General features: G+C 58.0%; 12 protein-coding genes. 5 read left to right on the top strand and 7 right to left on the bottom strand.

What is annotated here, in order from left to right; all coding sequences use genetic code 11:
* Window positions 1-34 precede the first annotated feature (34 nt).
* Window positions 35-1,024, top strand: coding sequence for a hypothetical protein (locus OHD62_RS26905; protein WP_263789093.1), 990 nt, complete (start codon window positions 35-37; stop codon window positions 1,022-1,024).
* Here OHD62_RS26905 and OHD62_RS26910 read toward each other — a convergent pair.
* The 4 genes from OHD62_RS26910 to rfbF are packed head-to-tail and all read right to left on the bottom strand — an operon-like array spanning window position 1,011 to window position 5,319.
* Window positions 1,011-2,171, bottom strand: coding sequence for a class I SAM-dependent methyltransferase (locus OHD62_RS26910; RefSeq protein ID WP_263789094.1), 1,161 nt, complete (start codon window positions 2,169-2,171; stop codon window positions 1,011-1,013). The two genes, OHD62_RS26905 and OHD62_RS26910, sit on opposite strands and share 14 nt — an antisense overlap.
* A 56-nt stretch (window positions 2,172-2,227) precedes the next feature.
* On the bottom strand, window positions 2,228-3,481 hold the full coding sequence (locus OHD62_RS26915) for a class I SAM-dependent methyltransferase (RefSeq protein ID WP_263789095.1): 1,254 nt from the start codon (window positions 3,479-3,481) through the stop codon (window positions 2,228-2,230).
* A gap of 19 nt (window positions 3,482-3,500) precedes the next feature.
* The gene (locus tag OHD62_RS26920) at window positions 3,501-4,544 is read right to left on the bottom strand and encodes an NAD-dependent epimerase/dehydratase family protein (protein ID WP_263789096.1); all 1,044 of its coding nucleotides are present in this window, start codon (window positions 4,542-4,544) and stop codon (window positions 3,501-3,503) included.
* On the bottom strand, window positions 4,480-5,319 hold the full coding sequence (rfbF, locus tag OHD62_RS26925) for a glucose-1-phosphate cytidylyltransferase (RefSeq protein WP_263789097.1): 840 nt from the start codon (window positions 5,317-5,319) through the stop codon (window positions 4,480-4,482). Before rfbF ends, OHD62_RS26920 begins: the two co-directional genes overlap by 65 nt.
* Window positions 5,320-5,408: 89 nt before the next feature.
* Between rfbF and OHD62_RS26930 the strand changes: the two genes are divergently transcribed.
* From OHD62_RS26930 to OHD62_RS26940, 3 genes are all read left to right on the top strand, one after another.
* Window positions 5,409-6,233, top strand: coding sequence for a PIG-L deacetylase family protein (locus tag OHD62_RS26930; protein WP_263789098.1), 825 nt, complete (start codon window positions 5,409-5,411; stop codon window positions 6,231-6,233).
* Between the two features lie 181 nt (window positions 6,234-6,414).
* On the top strand, window positions 6,415-7,167 hold the full coding sequence (locus tag OHD62_RS26935) for an FkbM family methyltransferase (protein ID WP_263789099.1): 753 nt from the start codon (window positions 6,415-6,417) through the stop codon (window positions 7,165-7,167).
* Between the two features lie 12 nt (window positions 7,168-7,179).
* A complete protein-coding gene (locus tag OHD62_RS26940; RefSeq protein ID WP_263789100.1) occupies window positions 7,180-9,261 on the top strand; it encodes an oxidoreductase in 2,082 nt (693 codons plus the stop codon).
* On the opposite strand, the gene OHD62_RS26945 is transcribed toward OHD62_RS26940, so the two are convergent.
* Genes OHD62_RS26945 through OHD62_RS26955 form a run of 3 tightly spaced genes read right to left on the bottom strand, consistent with a single transcriptional unit; the run spans window position 9,174 to window position 13,449 of the window.
* Entirely contained in the window at window positions 9,174-10,538 is a 1,365-nt protein-coding gene (locus OHD62_RS26945; RefSeq protein WP_263789101.1) for a glycosyltransferase family 4 protein, read from the bottom strand. The two genes, OHD62_RS26940 and OHD62_RS26945, sit on opposite strands and share 88 nt — an antisense overlap.
* On the bottom strand, window positions 10,535-11,983 hold the full coding sequence (locus OHD62_RS26950) for a lipopolysaccharide biosynthesis protein (RefSeq protein WP_263789102.1): 1,449 nt from the start codon (window positions 11,981-11,983) through the stop codon (window positions 10,535-10,537). Before OHD62_RS26950 ends, OHD62_RS26945 begins: the two co-directional genes overlap by 4 nt.
* Window positions 11,980-13,449: a DUF4214 domain-containing protein gene (locus OHD62_RS26955; RefSeq protein WP_318528731.1), complete on the bottom strand. Its 1,470-nt coding sequence runs from the start codon at window positions 13,447-13,449 to the stop codon at window positions 11,980-11,982. Before OHD62_RS26955 ends, OHD62_RS26950 begins: the two co-directional genes overlap by 4 nt.
* Window positions 13,450-13,861: 412 nt before the next feature.
* On the opposite strand from OHD62_RS26955, the gene OHD62_RS26960 reads away from it, so the two are divergent.
* Entirely contained in the window at window positions 13,862-14,986 is a 1,125-nt protein-coding gene (locus OHD62_RS26960; protein ID WP_263790176.1) for a glycosyltransferase family 4 protein, read from the top strand.
* Window positions 14,987-15,091: the final 105 nt, after the last annotated feature.

A 15,091-nucleotide genomic window follows, 5' to 3' on the forward strand; every position in this document is an offset into this window, starting at 1 on the left:
TGATCTGGTGCGACGATCCGCCGGGAGGCTTTGAATGAAGCGTCGCCAAGTCACGCCCGCGGCCGCAGGAGTGTCAGCCTCCCGGCAATTGCCGGAGGGCTCGGGCAAGAGAAATCTGGTGATCGTCCGGGCCGGCCGTAGCTCTTTGCATGCCGGCTGGACCGAGGGGACAGGCGAAGCCGACTTCGATCTTCTCGTCGCCGCCTACGAGGCGGGTGTCTCCCATGGACAGAATAATCTGTGCTTATTTCTGCCCGGGCGCAAGATCGCAGGCTATCATGCCTTGTTTCAATGCTACCCTGAAATTGTGACGAAATATGATCTCATTGCATTGATCGACGACGATATCGAGACGACGAAGCTGGACTTGAATCGTCTGTTCGCAATCGGTCGCCAATATAAACTTGATCTGTTTCAGCCAGCGCTGTCATGGGATAGCTATTTCTCTTACGCAGCGACGCTTGTCAGCGGCAAGCGATATTTGTTGCGATATACAAACACGGTCGAAATGATGTGTCCGGTGTTCAGCGCCAGGTGCCTGCAAGCCGCGTTGAAATTATTCGGGCTTGGCTACGAGACGGGAATAGATCTTCTTTGGACCCGCCTGACTGACATGCCTTGGTTGCGTTACGCTATAGTTGACGACGTCGTTGTAAGACACACGCGACCGGTCGGGACAACAAAATCGCTTCAAGGCTTCGCCGCCAACGAACGCTACGACGTACAGGTTGATGCTGTGTTGAAGAGGTTCGGCGCTGCGTTTCGTGGGTTCGTAACCTATGCAGCGGTCGACCGGCGCGGGCAGCTCATCCGGTCTCGTTTTCTGATCGGGCTTAACTCCCTGTCCCTTTGGCGGGCGCTGTTCAGGACGCCACTCAATTGGACACAGTTTTTGCGTCGGTCGACCGACTATACGCGACATTGCTGGCTGAGGCCGGTCAACCTGCAACGGATCGACGTCGATGGAGTAGGAAAGCTAGGCCGTCAGCCGCAAAGGGCGGTTCGCCGGCTCATGCCACGATGATATCCGGCGCGAGACCAAGCTTGTTCGCCGCCTGGGCAACTTCGTCTCGATAGAGCGGGTTCATCACGATGATCGACCGCAAGGGTCTGCCGCGCAGGCTCTCCGGCCCAACCACAGGTGTCCCGGAGCCTGGAGCAAATCGCCCTTGCTTGTGCGGGTTGACGTCGACCAGAGCGCTTATCCGCGCCCCCTGCGGAACGACGTTGACGAAAGTGATACCCTTTGATCCCGCTCCCCAGACAACGGTCTGCTCTGGGTCCCGCGTTGAAAGGTAATCGCGCCACCAGGCGACTTTGTCGCGATAGGTTCGGTCGAAGCGGCGAACCAACGCATCGATCTTCCCAGTTCTTGAAAAATCGGCCGTCATCCGGGTTTCGAGAGGCTTTGCTTCGATGAAGAGGTACTGGTCGCCGAATGACGCACCTTGGTCCAACACCTCGAAGCCTGCTGTCTGCACCGCTGCCCGCAGCGAGTGAGGCGTAAAGTAGGAAACGTGCTCATAGATCAGATCCCAGATTCCCATGTCGCGCAATGTATAGAGGGCATTAGGCACCTCGATGTAAAATATGGTGCTCGGATCAACGCCTGGATGGGAACGAAGCCCTTGCAGGAAGGCGATCGGGCTAGCCATGTGTTCCAGGACGTGACGGCAGGAAACGAAGTCAGGTTTGACGTCCGGATAGGTATTGCTGAACCAGTCATTGATGAACTCAACGCCGGCGACTTCCTCGCCCCGATTATCTTCGAAGCTCCTGTCGAAACCAATGCCTCTGGCGCCGCTGGTTGAGCAAAGCCGCTTGAGGAAATCACCCTTTCCGCAACCGATGTCCACGGCCAATTTTCCGTCGAGTGCGTAGGCAGTCGACAGGCGACCCGCGAGATCCTCGACGAAGGCCACGAAGCGCGGCGAGAAATGCAGGGAATTCTCGTAATTTTGCGTATAGCCGATCCGACCGTCTTCGAACGCGGCGTTGAAGAAATGTTCACAACTGCGGCAAAACGCGAGAACGAATCGACCAGTCGGTGCAGCGACGGCCGAGTGTGCGTCAGGGTGCAGGGAATTGCACGAGAATGGAATGGCTTCGAATGACACCGAGTGCAGTAAGTCCTTCTGCCGACAGACCGGACAATCGACGCGAAGACGCATCGAATTCGTCACCGTTTCACGTGTTTCGGCGCAGGCAGAGCTTCGGACTTGCACGGTCACACGATCCGCGGGTTCGGCACGGGAACGATGAATTTTCCGCCCCTGGCACGATATTCAGTCTGTTGTTCCATGATTTCATCAAGGAAGTTCCAGGCAAGCACTAGAACGTAGTCAGGTTGCGCTTCCAACAGAGCTTCCGTAGAGCGGATAGGAATTTTCTGACCGGGCATGTACTTGCCCTGCTTGTGAGTGTTGCGGTCTACGACGAAGTCGATGAGATCGCGTCCGATGCCGACCGTGTTGATCAGGGTCGCGCCTTTGGCCGCCGCCCCATAGCCGGCGATTGAGGCGCCGGCCGCTTTCAGTCGGCGCAGCAATGCGGAGAGATCGACTTTCAACTTGTCGACCGTCGCGGAAAAATCGATGTAGTAGTCAATGGCGTCGATCCCTTGTGCTCTTTCATGAGCGAGTTGATCCCTGACGCTTGCTCCGACACGCTCTTGCAATTCGACATAAAGGCGAATCGAACCGCCATGAATCGAAAGCTGCTTTACTTCGTTGAGATAAAGGCCATGTCTGCGAAACAACTTGTCCAATGCCGTCACTGAAAAATAGCACAAATGTTCGTGGTAGATCGTATCGAATTCGCAATGATCGATCATTGGTTCGACATACGGCGCCTCAAGCACCGCAACGCCGTCGTCCTTGAGCAACAGCGCAATGCCTGCAACAAAACCGTTGGTGTCGGCCACATGCGCGAGCACGTTGTTTGCGTGAATCACGTCGGCTCGCACGCCCTGTCTGCGAAGCGACTCAGCCAGCTCGCGAGTGAAGAAAGCTACGTGCGTTGGCACGCCGAACTCGCTGGCGACGGCAGCAGGCCCATCGGCGGGGTCGATGCCGAGAACTTGAATGCCCGCCTTGACATAGTTCTTCAGGAGATAGCCGTCGTTGCTTGCCAGCTCGATCACGAAACTGCCCGAGTGCAAGCCGCGACGTTCAATCAAATCGAGCACATTGTCTCGAGAGTGCCGCAGCAGCGCTTGCGAGAACGAGGAGTAGTAGGGATAGGCATCGGCAAACAGAATCCTGGGATTCACCGTTTCTGTGATCTGCACTAAGCTGCAATCGCCACAGAAAGCGACACTGAGTGGAAAGACAGGCTCCTCCTCGCCATCGTCGATGCTCGATGGAAGCCGATCGGCAAGGGGCGTCGTGCCGAGCTTCAGGAACGTATCGATGTGACTTCCACCGCAGGAGCGGCAGACCTGCTCGGTTACAGATGCTGCTCCAACGATCATCATGGCCATGGCTCCCGGCTGTGTTTGTTCAAACCGCTAACGCCAACTGCGGCGTGCGGCGCAGATCGGCATCGAGTTCGCCATTTCGGATCAGCTTCTGCACATGGGCGATGCGCTTGAACCGCTCGCCCTCGAAATCCTCAAGTGCGAGGCCTGCTGCGCGAAATGTGTAATAGAGCTGTTCGATGCCGCGCCGCGCCGTCCATTGCGGCTTAAAGCCGTGCAGGCGACGACCAATGTAGGTGCAGTCGACGCGATAGCACCGCTTGTCTGGCCCGGCGTCGGGCGCGAACTCCACGCGGCTGTCGGGAACGATCGCCTGGACCAAGGCCGCGATCTCCCGGATCTGATAGTTTTCCGTGGTCAAGCCGACATTGAATGCCTCGTTGTGGACCAGCTCTCGCTCGGCTTCGAGCACGGCGATATAGGCTAGCGCAATGTCTTCCACATGGACGATCGGACGCCATGGCGAGCCGTCGCTTTTGAGGTAGACCAGGCCGGTTGTATAAGCCCAAGCGGTCAGATTGTTGACCACGAGATCGAAGCGGATGCGAGGCGAGAGGCCGTAGGCGGTGGAAGCACGCAGGAATGTCGGGCTGAATGATTGATCCGCCATCGGCGCGACCGCTCGCTCCACATTCGCCTTTGAGGCGCCGTAAGGCGTAACCGGGTTGAAGGGAGCATCCTCAGCCAGAAAGCTGTCGCCTGCTGCGCCGTAATTGCTGCAAGAGGAGGCATATAGGAACCGCTGGACACCGGCGGCCTTGGCGAGCCGCGCAAGCCTTACCGAAGCGCCGCAGTTGATCTCTTCGGTAAGGAGGGGGCGATAGTCCCCCAACGGATCGTTTGAAAGGCCGGCGAGATGGATGATCGCCTCGAAACCGGCGACGTCGTCAACCTCGATGTCACGGATGTCTCTCTCGATCGTCGGCACCTGGGCCAGCTTTCCTACGAAAGTGCATGACCGGAAGATGTCGCTGTCTAGTCCCGTGACGTCATGGCCGCGTTCAAGCAGCATCGGAGTCAGGACGGAACCGATGTAGCCGAGGTGGCCTGTAACCAGAACTTTCATCGATCAATTCCCATGTTTTCCAGGGCGCCTGCCCGCTGTCCCACAATTTCTGAAGGAGATGCTTTTCCCGTATGGTGTCCATGCATTGCCAGAAGGATTCGTGGCGATATGCCATCAACTGGCCGTCAGCCGCGAGCTGCTGCATTGGCGCGTGTTCGAACATGACGTCGTCGCCATCGATATAGTCCTTTACGCCCGGCTCGAGCACGAAGAAGGCGCCATTGATCCAACCCTCTGAGGCCTGTGGCTTCTCTGTGAAGTCGACAACGCGATGGCCATCGAATTCAATGTGCCCATAGCGAGCTGGCGGACGCACCGCCGTCATCGTTGCAAGTTTGCCATGCGATTTGTGAAAGGCGATCAAGTCATCGAGGTTGACGTCCGAAACGCCATCACCCCACGTGAGCATGAACGTCTCGTCGTCCATCCAGTCGATCAGGCGCTTAATGCGGCCGCCCGTCAGCGTATTCAGCCCCGTCTCTACAAGATCGACTGACCAATCAGGGAGCGAGCTCGAGTGGCGCTTCACGCTTCCCGATGCAGCTTTGACAGTCAGGCTGCCATCGAATGCGACATAGTCGCTGAACCAGCGTTTGATGTATTCGCCCTTGTATCCCAACGCGACGGCGAACTCGCGGTGGCCGTAAGCGTAGTAATGCATCATGATATGCCAAAGGATCGGCTTGGCTCCGATCTCGACCATTGGTTTCGGCCGGATCTCGGTTTCTTCCGCCAGCCGTGTTCCTAATCCGCCAGCAAGAATTCCTACCTTCATTGTTTTCTCACCCCAATCGCTTACAGTTTTTTGCTACCATGCGTAGGTCGGGTTGAACCACACCGAAGAACGGATGATCGGAACCATCGATGCATGACGTCAGGCATTCGATTGGCGCTGTGCTCGATAGAGCTTTGCGTAAGGGATCTCATCCATTCGACGTAGCGGACTGGCAGGCGTCGGCGGTCATCATTGCACCTCATCCTGATGATGAGACGCTGGGATGTGGAGGGGTCGCCAGCAAGAAGTTCAGCTCGGGCGCCGACGTCCGGTTTATTTTCGTTACCGACGGGTCGGCATCCCATTCAAATCGGCTTGATATGGAGGCACTGCGGATCGCGCGTGAAAACGAAGCGATCGAGGCGGTTTGCCGGTTGGGCGGGTCGGCTGATCGGGTGAGATTTCTACGTGTTCCCGACGGCATGGCAAAACATCATGTCGGCAAGATCGCAGACGCAATCGCTCAGTTGCTTTTCGCTTGGCAACCACAGAGCGTGTACGTCACTCATGTAAAAGAGCCGCCTGCGGACCATGTTGCCACCAATCTTGGCGTGCGAGGCGCGCTTCAACTGTATGGCCGGCGCGTGACCGTGTTCGAATATCCCGTCTGGTATTGGTATCAGTGGCCGTGGGTTCGTCTGCGCGACGATGTGCTTGGACTCAATCGCACCGCATTCCAGCAAACGGTTCGGACTCTTGCCGGCTTGCGCGGCGTCAAGATGTTCAACTCCCACGCCTATATCGGCGACGTGATCGATGTAAAACGTCACGCGCTGGCAGCGCACCGGTCCCAGATGGAGCGGCCGGCGGGTCTCGACGATTGGCCTATCCTGGCGGATGTAGGTGGGGGCGATTTTCTGAATCGGCTGCTGAGCGACCACGAGATGTTCACGCGATATGAGCTTAACGAGTAGACGCCGTCTTCGCCTCTTTAAGCGCCACTTAGGCAACACACATCGGAGGTACCGCCAGACAGGCAAAAGTATGAGCAGACCAACTGATGTCTAACTCGAAGGTGGCCATTCATTCTGCCATCTTCGGGCGGTGCGACTCGATTAGCCGCGCTGGAAGTAGCTTGGCCTATGAGGATACTGTATGAGACTGGCGACGAAGCTCCGCGATGTCTTCTACAGCATGCCTGTCATTCCAGCGGGCGAAGCTGCCGGCCTGAGGATTTTTTCGCGCGGCGCTGATCCCGATTTTGCGCGCGGGACTTATGAGTTTCCGATACAGGAAGCAATTGCATCACTTCTGGCGCCGGGCAATGTGTTTTATGACGTTGGCGCCAACATCGGTTTCTTCTCACTGATCGCAGCGCGTCGCGTCGGGCCGCATGGCCAAGTCTACGCATACGAGCCTGTCCCCCGCAATGCCGCCGCCATCGGGCGAAGCCGAGACGTCAACAGGCTGAGCACCATTCACGTTTTCACCGAAGCGGTTGGAGCGGTGACCGGTGATGCCGAATTGTTGTTGGCACGCCATCTCGGTGGCGCAACGCTCGCCATGGTCTCCACGCCGCCGGATGTGAGTGGGCGCCTCAAGGTCAGGACGACGACACTCGACGATTCCATCGCCAGATACAGCCTCAGGCCGCCAACCCTCGTCAAGATCGATGTCGAGGGTGCAGAAATCGACGTGCTTCGCGGCATGACAGCGGCACTGGCCGCATATCGCCCTAACGTCATTTGCGAGGTGGACGCTGCAACGAAAAGCGGGCTCGATCGCAAAGCACGCGAAATCATCGAGTTCTTGGCCACAGTCGGCTATGCCGTGTTTTCCATGCCTGCCGCTTATGCCAATAACGGCTGGCAGGTCGAGCACATGCTCGCGCAGCCCAGGGCGACGTGAGGGGATCTTTGTTTGCAGCGTCTTGACTGGGCAGAAACTGCTGAAGAGGCTGAGTCCGGCGCTGTCCGGCCGGAGATTCTTGTTGCCGACAGTTTTCAGGACGATCGCACCCGCGGCACGGTAATTGGGACCCTGGCGACAAGGGGAGGAATCAGGCGAGGACGCGACATCGAACGCCAGATTGCGATCGATCACGGCGCACTTCGTTTCCAGCCACTTGTCAGGCCCGGCTGGGGCCGGCAAGGGATTTCCTATGGTCCCTTTCAGCGAGAGGCTGGCCTGGTGCTGTTGGTCTCGATCACCAACGGCCACAACACATCGCAGGGATCGCCACTGCCTGACGACTTCGCAAGGCGGGTATACCGTTGGCTGCGGGGACCCGGAATCGACCCGTGGCTCGGCCGTCTGATTTCCTTGGTGCGCGCACCACGAAAGAGGCTCACCTTTCGCCGTTTTTGGTGGTGGGTGCTTAGCACCTCCTGGACGTACCGGGGACCGAACATCAACGAGAATTTGGCCGTAGGTTGGTTTTCCAGCGAGGCGCCGATCAATCCGGTCGAGGATGGTTGCGGTTTTATCCTGCACGCCGCCGAAGGCGAAAACGGCGAGCTGTGGGCCCGAGTGGGAAAGCAATGCCTGAGTGCGTTTCGGCGTCTGAAGAACCTTCATCTCTACTATGTCGTGGCGTTGCGGGAGCAGGGCGCTATCTATTATGTGGCCGCCGACCAAGAAGCTCACGGGGTTGCCGCTTTTCCGATGATGCGTCCGATCGCGATCGATCCTTTCAACAAGGACAAAGAGCTGTTTGCAGGTGTTCATCAGTCGGCACTTGGCCAGATCGGGTTTCGGGTCGACACACGCGTCCAAGCGGTTCACATCGGGCGTCTACCTGAATTTTCTACCGTGTTTGGAACCGCCCACGCTGCCGATGCACTCGTGCAAGGCTTGCCGGGGCAGATCGTCGCAATCGGGGGACGGTGGCGTTTTTTGCAGGGCGCTACCGGCAATCTATCCATCATCGATCCTGGTCGCCCTTCAGGATTGATCCACGGGCTGCTGGAAATTACCGCAGTCTCGGATGTGTGTGGTCTCGCCTGGCGGTTTCGGGACAAGGACAATTTCTGGCTACTGAAACTCTCGGCGCTCGGATGCACTCTGGTCGCCAAGCAATCGGGCAAAGAGATCACGATCGCGACGAATACGGGACACGCCTTGCGCGAGTGTTCCACCCATTCGGTCCAGATTCTTGACTGGAAGGGCCAGGTGAGCTGCTTTCTCGACGGGATTCGTCTTTTCGACGCGTCTGCTGAGGCCGATTCAATCGAGAATGCGACCGGAGTAGGTATATGGAAAAGCTTCGATAGTGAGCCGCGCTGGCGCAACTTCGAGGCCCATCCTCACGAAGTTCCCATTCCCTTGATGGCGCCTCTGGAGGCGCCTTGGAACCAACTCGGAGCAAGCCTGTCCTTCGCCGACGGTTTTACCGGTAGTGCCGGCGAACTGGATCGCCGCACCACCGAGCTGGGCGGCGGACAATGGGCAAAAACACTGGGGACCGGGGTCATCGACGTCGACGGGCTGGGCGGCGCCCGTGTGCGCGCGAGCGTAGACAGACCGAATCCGGGTCGGACATTCTATTCGCTGCCATGGGATCGACCGGGATTCAGCGATCTCGAGGTTACAATCGAGCCTCCTGGAGAGCGCCGGGGACAAGATCAGCGCAGCCGGGCAGGACTGCTCTTCTGGCAAGACAGCGACAACTACGTTTGTGTCACGACTTGGCTCGACGATGTCTATCAAGGGGCTTCGATTTCGGTGTTCATCAAGCGGCTCGGCTTTGAGGAACTTTATGATGCGGTCTGGACTAATGTGGCGGACAAGGTCGTTTGGGGAAAGCGTTTTCGCATGCGCGTCACATTCGACGGCAATCGGTTTGCAATCTTGATCGACGACGAACTGGTGATGCAGCGAAGCCTTACCGACATCTATCCCGAAGATGCTGCCCTTCAGATTTTGCGGGTCGGACTCGCCGTTAACTGGGAGTGGGGAGATGACACGGGCTCGGTGTTCACGTCGTTCAAGGCCCGGCGCTGAGTGAGGGAAAGGTTCCTCTTTCCAAGCCGTGAACGGTGGGAGGCGATGGCCCTATCATACAGGGTCCGGGTCGACTGGGCGATTTTTTCCCATGCATAGAGATCGGCGACACGCGCGGCTCCCCGGCGCCCCAATTTCGCCGCTCGTCCTGGCTCTACAAGAAGGCCGATGATTTGGGCAGCAAGCGCATCAGGATCGTTCTTCTCCACCACAACGCCGCCGCCAGTCGCTTCCATGATCTCCGTCATGCCGCCGACGCGAGTAGCTACGACAGGAGTACCATTGGACAGCGCCTCGATCAGGCTCATTCCGAAGGACTCGCTGAGAGAGGGATTTACCAGAAGCGATGCTTCGGCATATCGCTCGGCCAATTTTTTGTAGGGCTGCGTCCCAACGAAACTGACGGTGGGAGCGATCGCCGGCGATATCATCGCGCGCAGCGCGGCATCGTAGGATCCGAGGTATGCGCTACCGCCGTGGTAGAAGCGAGCGAGATCGCGGACTTCGCGATCCGTGCTCAGGTCAATCAGGAATTCACGAGGAAGCGTTGCCGATGGGCCGACGATCTCGAGGCGGGCCTTAGGGCAGGCCGCAATAACGGTTTGCCAGGCTTCGATCAGCGTGTGTATGCCTTTTTCGGGCGACACACGGCCGACGAACAATACCTTTCCTGGTATTCGTGTTACGGCGGCGGCGTTCTGGCTCGCGGGCGCTCCGTTCGGCAAGACTGCGAAAATTGTGCCCATTTCAGCAAAGCGCGTGCGCGCCGCAGTCACGACATGTTCTGAGCACCCGACGGTGAGATCGGTGGCGGCCAGCGCTCGTTTCATCGCATTGCGGTCAAGTTCTGCAAGCCAGTCACAATGCATGTGCAACACGATTGCTGCTTGCGGCGCCGCCCGTCGAATGGCGGGTGCGTATTGCGGAAAATTCTGGATGTGAACCACGTCGGGCGATAGACGGCGTATCGTTCGAATGGCCTGGGCGAGAAAATCGAATGCATAGACATTTTGTGTGACCAGGGGCGACCGCGGCCAGACACAACTCCAGAGGCGGGACGCCATGCCCCACACGCGTGCCGGCGCGCATTTGAGCAACTCGAAACGTATGCCGTCGATTTCCATCTGAGCCGGCATACCGCGCAGGCGCCGAGCGATTATGGTCGTGTCGCAATCTGCACCTAGCCGTCTTGCGACTTCATGCGTCCAAATGCCGATCGAGTTCTGGATCGGGGGCGTAACCGTGTCGAAAGGCTGGCTCAGGATCACGATCTTCATCGAGCCCTCAGCCTCAACACAAAATTGCGTGCGTTGAGCAGGTCGGGGCGCACCAGCACGAAGGAAGCTGCTGCATAAACTGCCGCGCCAATCAAGATACCGCCGGCCAGCACGGTTCCTGGCGCGGCACTCGCCGGCGCGCCGCGCAGCCATGCGCTGACGACCGCGAACATCAAGATCGAAGCGACGGCAAGCCGTGGGAAAATCGTCAGCGGCCTGACAACGTCAATTTGGGCAATTCTCTGAACCTGGATGAGGAAGACCGGCAGAAGCACAACATTGCTGACCACGAGAGCAGCAATGGCCAATTCGAAGCTGATCTGCACTCCGCCCGCGATCAAGACAAGCGCCAGCACCGTATAGACCATGTTCAGCTTCAGGAGCAGGCTCGAGCGGCCGAGCGCCAGAATCGTAAACGAGCAGAGGCTGTCAACGGTGCGTTGAACGCCCAATATCATGAGTATCTGTACAGCCGCTACACCAACCGACCACTGCTGGCCGAAGATGAAGGGAACAGCGACGGGCGCGACCGCGGCAAATCCAACGAAGGCTGGAAAGCCAATGATCCCGGCCATGCGCACTGTGGCGTTGAAGAAGTCGTTTATCTTTTCCGGCTGGGCCTGGATGCGGGACACAGTTGGCATAGTGATCGCCATGAGCGGCCACAACAATGATTCCACCAAGAGATCGAGAGGACGACGCGCGAGCGCATATATGCCAACGGCATGAGGGCCGAGGAACGCGCCGAGCACAATCTTGGGAATTTCGTCGTTGCCGAAATTCCAGAGAGTCTGCAGGACGAGAGGGCCGGCAAATCCGAACAATTCCCGAATGCGGGCATAGGAAAATCTGAGCCTTGGCCGCCAGGTACTTCCAAAAAGAACAACGGTGGTTTCGACTGCGGCCTTCGTCAGTTGCATCCAAACGAGGCTCCACACGCCAAAACCTGCGGCTGCCATGCCTAGGCCCAACGCGCCGCCGACCACCGAGCCTGTAAGCGTGCGCACGGCGAACAGTCGAAAATGCAGTTGCCGCTTGAGGATCGCCGCCGGTACTGCACCAAACGCCTGGATCACAACGATGGCGCTGGTCCATTTGATGAGCCCCTCCAACTCCGGTTGGTCGAACATTGCTGCGATACCGCTGGCGGATGTCCAGATAAGCGCACTGATCAACGCGCCTGTTGCGGCAAGGAGGCAGAAAGCCGAATCAAGGTGAATGGGATCGATTTCCGTCCGCTGGATAATGGCGTCAGGCAGGCCCCTCGTTACCGGAGCGGCCAGAATATTGGGCACCACCATGGCGAGCGCAGCGAGCCCGAATGCCTCGGGGCCAAGGTGGCGCGCCAGCACCACAAATACGCCGAACATGGCGATCTGTCGGCCCCAGGTCTCGACAGCGGCCCAAACAGCGCCAGTGACGACCTGTCGGCCGAAAACGTTCATTGAACCGCCTGCTGAGGCTCGTTGGGAAACAGAACCGTGTGTCTGGAGCGAAATTCATACGAGTGGATCAATTCCGCCACGATCTTTTCGCCGCTCACCTCGCCGCTGTTCAGTTTCGACACGTAAACGGAAAGCCCGTTGTTATCCGGCTCCCGTCCCAGCAGTAGCCGATAGAGAAGGGCTACGTATTGCGCATTTCCAAGCCCAACTGGCCGATTTTCAGTGCTGAATTCAACCGAATGCAACAGCTTCGTCAGTGTCGGAAATATAGATGGATCCCTCTTCATCGCGACGACCTCGCGCCACTGCTCGGTCGGAGAGGGCATGCGATGCAAGATCAGACAATACGCATATGCAACCTGGTTGGCGTGGTTGAAGACAGACTTGTCGAACGCATCAAGCGAACAGGGGTGAAATGTACCGGCAACGGCGGGCACCGACGTCTGGCCCGGAGGCGGCGTGGCCTTCGTCGAGACCGTCGGCGAACTGGAATCTGCATTGCCGTCCGCAATGATTTTCTTCACGGCATCATATGCCAGCTTTTGCCCGCTCGGTGCCCATAGCCCGTGGTCGCGCTTCTTCAGGCGGACAAGGCCCATGAAGGCCTCATAGCTTGGCGCCCAGTACGGCTCGTCGAGCAGTTCGTAGATATGGGCAGCTTGCAGTCCATATAGAGATTGATATCGGCGCAGAAGCGTCATGGTCCGAACCAGACCTTCGGCCTGCTGCTTTTCCCCGCGTTGGCTGCCGCCACTGTAATTGAACTCTGTCAGCCAGATGGGTTGGCCGAACGTCGCCAGGAATTTGAATGCTTCCTCTGGGTCACCATCGTAAAGATGCCAGACTGAAATATCCCATCTGATACCGTCCTGAAACATGCGGGTGAACGCAGCACGGTGACCCCAGCCTGCCGTCCCCATCGCTTTTCTTATGGTCGGATCCACTGCGATGGTTGCATCCGAAAGACCGCGTAGAACCGCGCTAATCTTTGCCCAACGCGGACTGAAATAGTCAGAGGTCACGGTGCCGCCGGCAGGGCCCCAGGAGCAGTTGTACTGGGTGCCGTCGTTCTTCATCTCGCAGGCCGTTATAATCGCATAGTTCTCCATCTCGTTGCCAAGTTCCCAAACGCGAATGTCGTCTTTGAAGCGGGATACGAGGGTGGACGCGAGATGATAGGCCTGTGCGTAGAGTTCATCGACGGTGTCGTTGTCGAGGTCTAGGTCGGGCGTGATTACCGGTAAAATCTGGACACCGCGCGCCTTGCCTGCCTTGACCAGTTCAGCAAGTTTGGCGGTACTGTCGACACTGGAAATGTTAACGCGATATGACTTCAAGCCGAGGTCATGGACATAGTCGAGCTGCTGTTCGATCGATATCCCGGGGTAGGCGTTGAAGGGATGACCATTTACACCCCAAAGCAGATCCGCTGCGCACGAAACCGTCATACCCAGCAGACATGCCAAGGATACGCATAGACATCTGGTCGCGGCGACTGCCCGTCCAACGGAACTTGGTTGCGATGGATTGGTCGGCCGCTGCATTAGCGCGAACTTGCTTGTCTTGCGCCAGATATCATGCGGCTCCACTCCATTCGCTAAACTCTGCCTGACATCCATCTGAGCACGGCGATTTGAGGATCTGCCGCACTGTCCAACGCAGTCTACCACTGCCGCGCCACGCGGAACCTCACACATTTGGCGTAAGTGCTCAGGATTTGCCACGCCATTCGGATGAGAGCTGCCCGGGAAGCCTCCCGACAAAACGACTGGTTACGTCCCAAAGGCCAAGATGACCCGGCCTTCTTCGTCATCCAAGGTCACGGAACTAAGAAATAGCACTGTGACCGAAACCCTGTCGCCCGGACCTGGTTTCCTGATGACACGACACTGGACGATCAACGGCCGTTTTCTCGCGCAGCCGACCACCGGAGTTCAGCGGTATGCACGCGAGATCGTTTCGGCGCTGGATGCCTTGATCGTGGGCCAAGCTCGGTTGGCACGGGATGTGGCCGTCGAGCTGCTGGTCCCGCCGGGGTCGCATGACACGTTGTCCTTGGCGGCGATCCGTGTCCGAACTGTCGGCAGCTTCGGCGGGCACGCGTGGGAACAAGCTGTGCTTCCCGCCTATATTCGCGGCGGCCTGCTCAGCCTCTGCAACACGGGCCCTCTGGCCGTACGCCAGCAGATTCTGTGCATTCACGATGTCAATACACGAGCATGCCCGCAGAGCTACACACTTCCATTTCGGCTTCTTTACCGCACCTTGGTTCCCGCCTTGGGCAGGACCGCGCGTAAAGTTGCGACCGTGTCGCAGTATTCTGCGGTTGAACTGGCGCGCTATGGCGTGTGCCCGACGGCAAAGGTCGAGGTTGTAAGCAACGGGCATGAACATGCGCTGCGATGGACCCCCCGCCACTCGGAACAAACCCTGGCAGTTGCCGGCCCTAGGACAATCGTCGTACTTGGCAGTTCTATCCCACATAAGAATGTCGGTTTGATCATCGGCATGCACGAACGACTTGCCACGGCAGGGCTACAGGTTGTTGTTGTGGGTGCATCCACGTCCCGTGTGTTCGGCAGCATTGGCAACAAGAAGACGCCTAACGTCATCTGGCTGGGAAGAAGGTCAGACGCGGAACTCGGCGCACTTCTGAGCGATTGCCTGTGCCTCGCGTTCCCCTCCCTGGTTGAAGGTTTCGGACTACCGCCCCTCGAAGCCATGACGCTAGGATGTCCGGTGGTCATGTCGGACCGTGCCAGTCTGCCTGAAATCGGCGGGGATGCGGTTTTGTACGCATCACCTTGCGATGAGAACGCATGGTTCGATTGTTTCATGCGCCTGGTCCACGAAGAAGGCCTCAGAACCAAATTGATCGCACGCGGTCGCGCAAGGACGGCCCGATTTCAGTGGGCAGCGTCGGCTGAGCGGTATCTGGAACTGATGGCCAGCGTGGATGGGTTTCCAGAAATGCCACCACCACTTAGGGAAGTCGATAGTTGAATGCAGTCTGAATGAGCAACTTGCGGCCGCAGCCAGTATTATTTGAGTTGGCCTCGGGCATAACGGTGCTTTCTCATAAGTGCAGTTGAAGCAAGCGTATCCTAA

The organism is Mesorhizobium sp. YC-39 (genome assembly GCF_025753795.1).
Lineage (GTDB): Bacteria > Pseudomonadota > Alphaproteobacteria > Rhizobiales > Rhizobiaceae > Mesorhizobium.